The organism is Globicatella sanguinis NBRC 15551 (assembly GCF_001552295.1).
Lineage (GTDB): Bacteria > Bacillota > Bacilli > Lactobacillales > Aerococcaceae > Globicatella > Globicatella sanguinis.
In genome coordinates this window covers 1-9,421 of sequence record NZ_BCQX01000092.1, presented here as the reverse complement: position 1 = coordinate 9,421, position 9,421 = coordinate 1, and the positions used below count along the sequence as shown (strand labels likewise).

Annotated in this window: 10 protein-coding genes; 1 reads left to right on the top strand and 9 read right to left on the bottom strand. The window is 32.7% G+C overall.

The window, feature by feature from the left end; translation table 11 throughout:
- Positions 1-55 precede the first annotated feature (55 nt).
- Positions 56-832: a glycyl-radical enzyme activating protein gene (locus tag GSA01S_RS07865; protein ID WP_066126400.1), complete on the top strand. Its 777-nt coding sequence runs from the start codon at positions 56-58 to the stop codon at positions 830-832.
- A gap of 58 nt (positions 833-890) precedes the next feature.
- Here the strand turns inward: GSA01S_RS07865 and GSA01S_RS07860 are convergent, their stop codons facing one another.
- From GSA01S_RS07860 to GSA01S_RS07820, 9 genes are all read right to left on the bottom strand, one after another.
- Positions 891-1,454 (bottom strand): DUF4125 family protein, encoded by a 564-nt coding sequence (locus GSA01S_RS07860; RefSeq protein ID WP_066126399.1) that lies wholly within the window; start codon positions 1,452-1,454, stop codon positions 891-893.
- On the bottom strand, positions 1,454-3,178 hold the full coding sequence (locus GSA01S_RS07855) for a DUF4037 domain-containing protein (protein ID WP_066126397.1): 1,725 nt from the start codon (positions 3,176-3,178) through the stop codon (positions 1,454-1,456). Before GSA01S_RS07855 ends, GSA01S_RS07860 begins: the two co-directional genes overlap by 1 nt.
- A gap of 31 nt (positions 3,179-3,209) precedes the next feature.
- Positions 3,210-4,697 carry an FAD-dependent oxidoreductase gene (locus GSA01S_RS07850; protein ID WP_066126393.1) on the bottom strand — a complete coding sequence of 496 codons (1,488 nt, stop codon included), beginning with the start codon at positions 4,695-4,697 and terminating at the stop codon, positions 3,210-3,212.
- Positions 4,698-4,777: 80 nt separating this feature from the next.
- Positions 4,778-5,458: a fructose-6-phosphate aldolase gene (locus GSA01S_RS07845; protein WP_066126391.1), complete on the bottom strand. Its 681-nt coding sequence runs from the start codon at positions 5,456-5,458 to the stop codon at positions 4,778-4,780.
- Between the two features lie 21 nt (positions 5,459-5,479).
- Positions 5,480-6,454, bottom strand: a complete 975-nt coding sequence (locus tag GSA01S_RS07840; protein WP_066126389.1) for a sugar-binding transcriptional regulator — start codon at positions 6,452-6,454, stop codon at positions 5,480-5,482.
- A gap of 53 nt (positions 6,455-6,507) precedes the next feature.
- Complete coding sequence (locus GSA01S_RS07835; RefSeq protein ID WP_066126388.1) at positions 6,508-7,812, bottom strand: PTS sugar transporter subunit IIC; 1,305 nt, start codon at positions 7,810-7,812, stop codon at positions 6,508-6,510.
- Positions 7,813-7,829: 17 nt separating this feature from the next.
- Positions 7,830-8,147, bottom strand: coding sequence for a PTS sugar transporter subunit IIB (locus GSA01S_RS07830; RefSeq protein ID WP_066126386.1), 318 nt, complete (start codon positions 8,145-8,147; stop codon positions 7,830-7,832).
- Position 8,148: 1 nt separating this feature from the next.
- Positions 8,149-8,484 (bottom strand): PTS lactose/cellobiose transporter subunit IIA, encoded by a 336-nt coding sequence (locus tag GSA01S_RS07825; protein WP_066126384.1) that lies wholly within the window; start codon positions 8,482-8,484, stop codon positions 8,149-8,151.
- Positions 8,485-8,816: 332 nt separating this feature from the next.
- The gene (locus GSA01S_RS07820; protein WP_174519408.1) at positions 8,817-9,410 is read right to left on the bottom strand and encodes a uracil-DNA glycosylase family protein; all 594 of its coding nucleotides are present in this window, start codon (positions 9,408-9,410) and stop codon (positions 8,817-8,819) included.
- Positions 9,411-9,421 lie beyond the last annotated feature (11 nt).

Below are 9,421 nucleotides of genomic sequence, written 5' to 3'. Positions count from 1 at the left end.
TACTCAGAAGGGTGTGAAATGACCTTCTAAATATATATTACGAGGAGTGATCGATATGAAAGATAAAGGGTTAATTTTTAATATTCAAAAATTTAGTATCCATGACGGTCCTGGAATACGTTCAGTTGTCTTTTTTAAGGGATGTCCATTAAAATGTTTCTGGTGCGCTAATCCGGAATCGCAATTAAAGAAACCTGAAGAGATGTGGGACAATTCTCTAAAACGACCAACAACTGTAGGAAAATACATGTCAGTCGAGGAAATAATGGAAGAAGTTCTTAAAGATGTAATGTTCTACGAAGAGTCTGGTGGTGGAGTTACTTTATCTGGAGGAGAGGTATTATATCAAGTTGATTTTGCAATTGAACTGTTAAAAGCTCTACAGTTAAGAGGAATACATACTTGTGTTGAAACAACCGGTGTTTGCAATCCCAAAAAATTTCAAGAATTTATTAAACATGTTGATATGATTTACATGGATTACAAACACTATGACTCTCAAGCACATTTACGTGGGACAGGTGGTCGTAATGAAATTGTAAAGCAGAATATTCAATATGCCATTAATCATCATCAAAACGTTGTTATACGTATTCCAATTATCCCTTCATTTAATGATTCCTTAGAAGATGCTCAACATTTTGCCGATGATTTCCATGAAATGGGTATTAGTAAAATTGAACTCTTACCTTTCCACCAATATGGTGAAAACAAGTATAAATTTTTAAATCGAGATTATGTATTAAAAGATATCCCACAACTTCATACAGAAGATTTAAATGAACATAAGAAAATAATGGAAAAAAATGGGATTGCGTGTTTAGTTCGATAAATTTTAGAGCCTTATCTCAGAAGTCGGTTTCGCCGATTACAAGAGATAAAGCTCTTTTTTACTTAAAGAAGGTCAAATATTCCATCAATCGAATAATGGGATTATCTTGTGTTTCTCTCCAACATTCAAATTGCTTTGCTAATAAATTTAATGTTTGTTCAGAATAAGTTGCATATTCTCCATATAAATAAGTCTCAAGTGAGGTAATATTCTGATTAGGTATATTATATCTCGGTCTTTCTTTTATATATCCTGGGTGCTTTTCAGCTTCAGCATCCCACTTGATTACTTGTCTTACAAGATTATTTATTTTCCCCTCTTTTTCTTCACTTATAGTGGGTAAATCATAATTTAGTAGGCTAAATTCTACCGTTTCTTCATAGAACATCATATAAGCGTATTTAATGGTTATAATATTCAAGTTTTTAGTCAAATAATCTTTTAAATCTTGAAAATATGACAATAGTATTCTTTCATCAAACAAAAACCATTTACTCATTCTTGACAATACAAATGTCTCTGGTTGTTCTTGACATTTGGCTTTTTGTTGTCCATGATTTGTCTGTAGAAAACAGTCTAATTCTATTTGGACAATTTTTTCGATTAGTTGTTCGCGGTTCATTATTCTCCCCCCACATCATCACGTTTCCATGGATTACTTTCCCTCAATTTTTTGTCTTTTATTTTTTTCATTAACTCTGTAGCTTGGTAGGTTAAAAAATCTATTTTAGACTCACTCAAATCATTTTCATTAAAATATATTACTAACTGAAAACACATCTGGTTAATTCGATCAACTTTTTTCTTAAAATCCATTGATTGTGACTCTAATAATTCCTTAAAATTGCCGATAGTCTCATCCCCCAGAATATCGCATTCAACAAGGGAAAGACTGATCCATTTATAAAATGGTTGATATTTTTTATTTATTAAATGAATCGCTTGACTGTATTGTTCAATGAACTGACTTAGTGCTAAAGCAGCTCCAGTATAATCATGCCTTTTAAGGCAGCGAGAATAATTATACTGTCCTGATTGAGCAATCATATTGCAGGTATACGCCATTCTCTTCAACCAAATATCTTTTGGATAGTGATTTAAAAGTCGCAATCTAATTTTAACGAAGTCACTATCATAATCTAAAAAAACATGCCCATTACAAGCTGTTGCTAAAAAGTGATCCTCTAATTGCAAATAATCTTCCACACTTTCCGGTCCATTTTCACTGTTAGTATAATGCTTGTAAAATTGGCTTGTCGCCAATATTTGAACCTGGTCTTTAAATTGCTTCTGCAATTGACGAATAGATTCTTTTTCATCCAATAATTTCTGTGCTTCAACAAATATGCATGCCTTAGCTAAAAAATCATGGTCAGTTGATATCTCATCATCATATCCCAAACATTCAGAACCTGGTCCTACTAAAGCAATACAAGCATTTTGCAATAAAATGGGCATTTCTTTTAGAATATAAGGTAATAATTCTTCTAAAATGAATTTTTGACATTGTTGCATCCCCATAGAAAATTGAGTGGGATTTATTAATTGAACTTGATTTTCTATCGTCTTCGTTACAAACTCAATATTAATCCTATTTTCCCTATAATCTAAACTGCGAGTACCAAAGTTCACTTCAAATATTTTGCTTGCCTCTAAATAAGTATATAAACTAAGCGGAAGTTGCTTTAACTTAAAAAACAGTTGAGCTTTATTGCAAAAAAGTGTTGCTATCAGTGGATGATTTTTATCTAAAATGCTAAAATAAATTTCTTCTGCAAGTAATATATATTTTTTTGCATTCTGCAAATTATTTTGGTGAAGGTACAAACTAGCCAAATTATTATAGGTGATAGCTAAAGGCAATTTATATTTTTCATCCGATTTTAGATACTGAATGGCTGAATCTAATAAATTTAGAGCCAAACTATTTTTATCTTGAGATTGATATAAAAGTGCCAGATTATTACATAATGAACTGTACTCATAATTAAACGATTTTATTAATTCCATTATTTGTTTAGCCTCAAGAAAACTAACTTCGGCTTCTGCTAATTTCCCCATCATACGCTTATTATTACCAATATTTATTAAAGTTGAAGCATAGGCTAAAGTTTGTTTGCCTATTAAATTTTCAATCAAGTCTAATGCTTCAAATAATAATTCATCAGCTTCATGGTAGTGTCCAACGACTCTTAAAGCACCACCATATTCATTCATAATCTCTATCTGTTCTTCAATATTTTTATGTTTTCTAGCCTCATTTAATGCAATATCATAGTACTCGATTGCAAGAAGTTCTTTTCCTTCTCTCCACAAACGATGTGCTTCAGTAAGTGAATTAGACATATTAATGCTCCTCTCACGTCCAAAAATTGAATCATGTATGTAAAAGTAAATATTCGTGAGCAGTAAGGGCTGCCGTTGCACCATCTCCAATTGAAATTGCTACTTGATTATATTTTTTATTGGTACAATTGCCTGCTGCAAAAATATTTGGCAAATTAGTCTGTCCTAGTTCATTTACGATAATTTTGCCTCTCTCATCTAGTTCTAAAAATTTATTAGTAAAATCTGTATTAGGAGTAAATCCACCCATCACAAAAATTCCATCAGTTGATATTTTTTCTGATTCCCCATTTAAGTGATTCATTATTGAAATAGATTCAACATGTCCATTCCCTTCTATTGAATATAAAAAGCGGTTACATAACACTTTAATATTATGACGTTTATCAATTTGGTCGAGTAATAATCTATCCGCTGTTAAGAATTTAGACATTTCCAAAATTATTACTTTTTTTGCTATCTCTGATAGAACAAGTGCAGATTGACAAGCTTCATTGCCACCACCAGTCACTACAACTGTCTTATTTTTATATATAGGTCCATCACAGTGTGCACAGAATGAAATTCCTTTATTTAAATACTGCTGTTCACCCTCAATTTCCATTAAGCTACGTTTAGCTCCTGTAGCTAATATTAGACTTCTAGTTTTAATAGTGACGTCATTTTCTAAAAGTAAGCTAATAAAATCATAACGGTAGTCTATACTCACCACCTTGTGGTAGCTAAAATGCACGATTGGATACTTCATTAACTGTTTATGATAGATTTCAACTAAATCACATCCACTGATTTCTGGAACTCCAGCGACCGTTTCAAGAAGATGAATGTCATTTACTTGTCCACCCAGTGAATCATAAACCATTCCGACTTTCAATCCCTTACGAGCACTATAAATAGCAGCAGATATCCCAGCAGGCCCACCTCCTAAAATGACCACATCATAAATAGAACTCGTATCCATTTCTCTTAATTGTTGCGTTCCCAATTTACATAATAATGAAGATAAGGATAGTTTTCCTATTGCAAATTCTTTTTGATTAAGAAACGTAGTTGGTAAGCCAAAGATTTCTATTTGGTTAACATTTTCAAAACTGGCATAGTCAATGATCTGAAGAGTGACATGTTGATTTAATAATGCTATTTTACTAATCGTATCCATCATGGCATAACATTTATCACAGTCATTACCGACAAATAGCGTAAAATCATTGCAGTTTTTTAGGTTTAATATAAACTGTCGATCAATCTCTTTCATTTCACTAACAATCTGATAATATTCCGAGATGAATTTATTTAAAAACATTAAGACTTCTCCGATTGGGACACTATCAAATATAATCTCCCCAGCATCTTTTCCAAATTTCAATCTTAAAAAAGAAGATATTTGATTTGTGTCATAGATAACGGTAAAACCTTTGTTTGAAAATTCTTCCAAAGTCACTTTAAATGATGGGTGTTCCTCTAAAATTAATTGATTTACTTCTAAAACGAGACTGTTCACCTCTTGTCTTTGGTTCATTTTTTTGACTCCTTATATAAATTTAACTCCCAAAGCAGAATTATTATTCTACAATGGAAGTCAAAAGTTATTCTATCTTATTACAGATCAGCAATAACCAATCCGTTTCCATATATGCTTTCCCAGTCCTTATTAAAGTCGTTGACCGCTTTTTGTATTGAAGACATAGTCAATGCCGTCTTAATAATGTCCACACTCATTGTAGCCGCATGTGCACCATTTTCTAATGCTGAATTTACTTGCTTAACATTTTTAAATGATGCTCCTAAAATCTTCGAGTTACTATTTGTTCTTGCGATTTCTTTCGAAACTTCCTTAATTAAATCATTTGGGTCAATGTTTAAATTTTCCATTCGATTATAATAAGGAGCAATATAGTCTGCGTTGGCTGCAATTGCTAAATAGGCTTGGAATTTAGTATAAACAGCAGTTGCTGTCACATGATATCCTTCATTTTTTAGTGTTTTGATAGCTTGAATTCCCGCTTCATTAACAGGTATTTTAATGTAAACTTCCTTATCAACATTTTCAACAATTGCCTTAGCATCTTTAATTATACCCTCATAATCAGTCGCTACGACTTGAATATGAAGCGATGTTTGGTCACCAATTATTTTACGGATTTGTCTCATGTGTTGATAAAAATCTATTTTCCCTTCTTTTTTTACAATCGTAGGATTTGAAGTAACCCCACTTAAAGGAATCAGATTATTATAATGTTCAATTTCCTCTAAATTTGCTGTATCAATCATAAATTCCATTAAACTCTCGCCTCTTTCTATTTATTCAATAAATTCATCAACATTTTTGTCATTGTCAAGTTTTAGTATTTCAATTGCCGTTTCAAAATCAGTGACTAAGTTAATGCCTTTCTTCTTTTCGATAATGGTATGGATTGCTTTAACTTTCGAAAATCCATAGGCTATAACAACCGCTTCAGGTACATGATTGAGTTGTTCAATTGTAATTCCAACTGTTCGTTTATTTAAAGAACCCTTGATTTCTTGTCCCTCTTCATCAAAAAAACGACAACAACAATCACCAATTGCATTTTCTTCTCGTAAATGTCGATAGTCATCTTCATTTAATAAATCTCGCCATTGACTCTCTGTCGATTCAATGAGTCCCCCCACTGAAACAATTGCTAAGTCCAAGTTGTTCCATGCATCATAAATTTTTTTAAAATACTTCGATTGGATTATTCCTTGAGCCAAATTCTCTGTTTCTTGAACAGCAGTTGAATTGATAAAAATACTTTTACCAATAAATTTTTCTGATAATGAATGGACAATACTATTTACATGATACTCTGATTTTATTTGACTTGGACCCCCAACTAAAGGAACAAATGTTGCTTGTGTTTGTTTTTGCCAATTAATATTTGCTATTGTATTTCCCAAAGTAGATCCCCAGGTAATTCCAATCATTTTTTGTCTATCGATTATTCGATATAGATAATAAGCGGCTTCCTCGAAAAACATCTTTTCTTTCATCGACGGAATTGACTTTTCGTTGCCAACAATAAGAACATCTTTTAAACCATACTTGTTTCTAAAGTAATTTTCTAAATCAAAAATATTCGATGAAGAAAAGTTAATCTTAATTTGAACAATGCCTTCATCACGTGCTTGTTGCAACATTCTACTTACGGTAGAGCGATGGATATTCAGTCTCTTAGCTATTTCAACTTGACTCATATTATCTACATAATAATAATGTCCTACCCTTGCTAAAAGTCCCCTTTTTTGATTTTCCATTCATCTCACCCCAATGTAAATTTTTATTTAATAATATGCATTTCGATTTAATATTACTCTGTAACCGCTGATTGTTCCTTTTCGTAAGTAATTTTATCTTGCATTTTGAAGAATGGATAATAAACTCCAACAGAAACTAACAAAATAATAATTTGGATGAGAGCTCCCTTCCAACCTGCTACAAGAAATCCAGAAATGATTCCTGGCGTAGACCATGGAAGCACTACCCCACTAAATGGTGCTAAAAATCCTATCGAAATGGAAACATATAAAATTACTGCTGCAATCACTGGAACAGCAATAAACGGGATGAACATAATTGGATTCAAAACAACAGGTAATCCAAATATTACAGGCTCATTAATGTTAAATAAGGTTGGGAATATTGAAACCTTACCAATCGCTTTATATTGTTGAGATTTTGCAAATAGTAATGAACAAATCACAATACCAAATGTAATCCCTGATCCAGTTAAAATAATATATGAATCTAAAAATTGTTGCGTTACAATTTTTGCTCCTTGGTCTAAAGCTAATTTGCCTTGCGTTGCTAAAGTTTGATTTACTTCTAGGTTAGATAGTAATAATGCTGTCATAATACCATTGACAACAGATTGACCATGAACCCCAAACCACCATAGTAATGAAATGAATAAAGCAATTCCGATTGCCCCAAACCATGAATCAGATAAACCTTGTAATGGAACTTGAATAAGTTGATAGATTAATTCAACAAATGTCCCACCATCGGTTAATTTAGAAGAAATAATATAAACAAGCATAGAGGTCAAAAAAATTACAAATGCTGGAACCATTGCTTCAAACTGATTTGATACGGCAACCGGAACTTGATCTGGCATCTTAATGGTCCAATGATTTGAAATAAATGCAGAATAGATAGCACCTACGGATAATCCAATTAAAATCGCTGCTATCATCCCCTGACCACCTAACCACATTTTTTCAACTACACCACCTAATAAATTTCCATCTTCCATAATGAAACCGTCTCTTAGAGTAATAAAAAATGCAGCTAATGAGAGTACACCAGAAGGTAGCCCTTCTACACCAGAATATTTAGCATACGAATAAGCAATTGAAAAGCAAGAAATCAATCCCATAATGGCAAATGTTCCAGCATAAACTTGTGCAAACGGAGTACTCCAACCTTCACCAAAAACTCCATTCAACCAGGTAACCAAACCGGGAAATGGCAAATTTGCAATAATTAAAAATATTGATCCCACAACAGTTAAAGGTAAAATAGATAACATTCCGTCCTTTAAAGCAATTATTGGTTTTGAGTTAATAAACTTACCCACAAATTCTAATATTTTATCTACTTTTGAATTTTCCATAATGAACACCTTTTCTATTATTTTTTATATTCTGTAATTTTGTCTAGTGCCATTTTTAAAACTTTTTCACCATCTAACATTGCATAATCAACCATTGGAATCACCATAATTGGAATATTATGCGAATTACAAATCACTTCATTTTTTTTAAACGTATAACTCACTTGAGGTCCTAATAACGCAACATCCATTTCGCCACAATAATCGGATAATTTTCCTTCATTACAGGCTTTAATATCTACATCTATTCCTTGACTTTTAGCTGCTTTCTCCATATTTTTAACTAGAATTCCTGTAGACATCCCCAATGCACAGAATAACTTAATTTGTAACATTTTAATGAACTCCTCTCTTAATTTGACTCATTTCTTCTCTTAATGCAATCATTTCTGTGATCATATTCATTTCAGACATCGTTGTCATTAAATGATCTTGTGCGTGTACTAATAGCGCTGAAATGCCATTTGACTCCCCTCTGGCCTCTGCTGTTAACCAAGCTGTTTGAGAAGTATGTGCATCATTAATCGCATCGTTCGCTTCCTCAAGCTTCTTTCTTGCGCCTTCAAAATCTTCTTCTTTTGACAAACTCATCGCTTCATAAATTAATCCTTTAGCATTAGCAGAATTCATAATTATTTGCATTATCATTTGTTCTTCGTTAGTAATCTCCATGACGACTCTCCTTATAAAATATTTTAATTATATTTCGAACGAAAGTTAATTCGTTTTCGTTAAATACATAATAACTCATAGAAAACGTTTTATCAACACAAATGTTATATCATTTTTATGATTGCACAAATGTGCGTATCACTTATAGAAAAATCTTCTTCGTAACCTATTATTTTTCCTCTAGAATTAAAAGAATAATCACTTCGGTGGGGATTGGGTCTCAAGAACTTCTAGTGAGGATTAAAATCCCTCACCAAATATAGTTGAATACATAGGCAATTGTTAAAATAAAAAAATTCGCTCTCCTTAGAGAACGAGTTTAAGTGCTAAGTTCATTCCAATATTTCCTTTACCCTATCTTGTAACTCCGGGATAACTTCCTCTTCAAACCAAGGATTACGCTTCATCCAACGGATGTTCAAGGGTGACGGATGAACGAGTGGCAGGTACTTTGGTAAATATTTTTGATAATGACGGACTGTTTCCGTTAAGGTTCGTTTTCGCTGACTGCCTAAATAATATCGCTGTGAATAGGCTCCAATTAGAATGATTAATTCAATATCAGGCATTAATTCAAGTAGTTTAGGATGCCATTTTTCAGCAAAGCCTTTACGTGGTGGCTTATCTCCCGATTTGCCTTTACCTGGAAAATAAAAATCCATCGGTACGATTCCAAACTTTCCAGATTCATAAAAAACTTCGCGACTAACCCCCAACCAATTACGTAATCGATCACCACTCGGGTCATTAAAAGTCTGTCTTGATTCCTGTGCGAGTCTACCGGGTGCTTGTCCTACTAATAATATTTTTGCGGTTGACGGGGCCACAAAGAGTGGTTCAATTCCTTCTTCTGTGTAGACTTGATTCATTTCATCCGCCATGATTTCTTGTACGACTTGTTTGATTGCATGATTATGTTGATACATCTTCCTCACCT

Bases quoted from the DNA above. Each gene is read 5' to 3' on its own strand.
- GSA01S_RS07840 (WP_066126389.1), bottom strand. From the start codon at position 6,454: ATGGAAAATCAAAAAAGGGGACTTTTAGCAAGGGTAGGACATTATTAT.
- GSA01S_RS07835 (WP_066126388.1), bottom strand. From the start codon at position 7,812: ATGGAAAATTCAAAAGTAGATAAAATATTAGAATTTGTGGGTAAGTTT.
- GSA01S_RS07825 (WP_066126384.1), bottom strand. From the start codon at position 8,484: ATGGAGATTACTAACGAAGAACAAATGATAATGCAAATAATTATGAAT.
- GSA01S_RS07820 (WP_174519408.1), bottom strand. From the start codon at position 9,410: ATGTATCAACATAATCATGCAATCAAACAAGTCGTACAAGAAATCATG.
- GSA01S_RS07865 (WP_066126400.1), top strand. From the start codon at position 56: ATGAAAGATAAAGGGTTAATTTTTAATATTCAAAAATTTAGTATCCAT.
- GSA01S_RS07860 (WP_066126399.1), bottom strand. From the start codon at position 1,454: ATGAACCGCGAACAACTAATCGAAAAAATTGTCCAAATAGAATTAGAC.
- GSA01S_RS07855 (WP_066126397.1), bottom strand. From the start codon at position 3,178: ATGTCTAATTCACTTACTGAAGCACATCGTTTGTGGAGAGAAGGAAAA.
- GSA01S_RS07845 (WP_066126391.1), bottom strand. From the start codon at position 5,458: ATGGAATTTATGATTGATACAGCAAATTTAGAGGAAATTGAACATTAT.
- GSA01S_RS07830 (WP_066126386.1), bottom strand. From the start codon at position 8,147: ATGTTACAAATTAAGTTATTCTGTGCATTGGGGATGTCTACAGGAATT.
- GSA01S_RS07850 (WP_066126393.1), bottom strand. From the start codon at position 4,697: ATGAACCAAAGACAAGAGGTGAACAGTCTCGTTTTAGAAGTAAATCAA.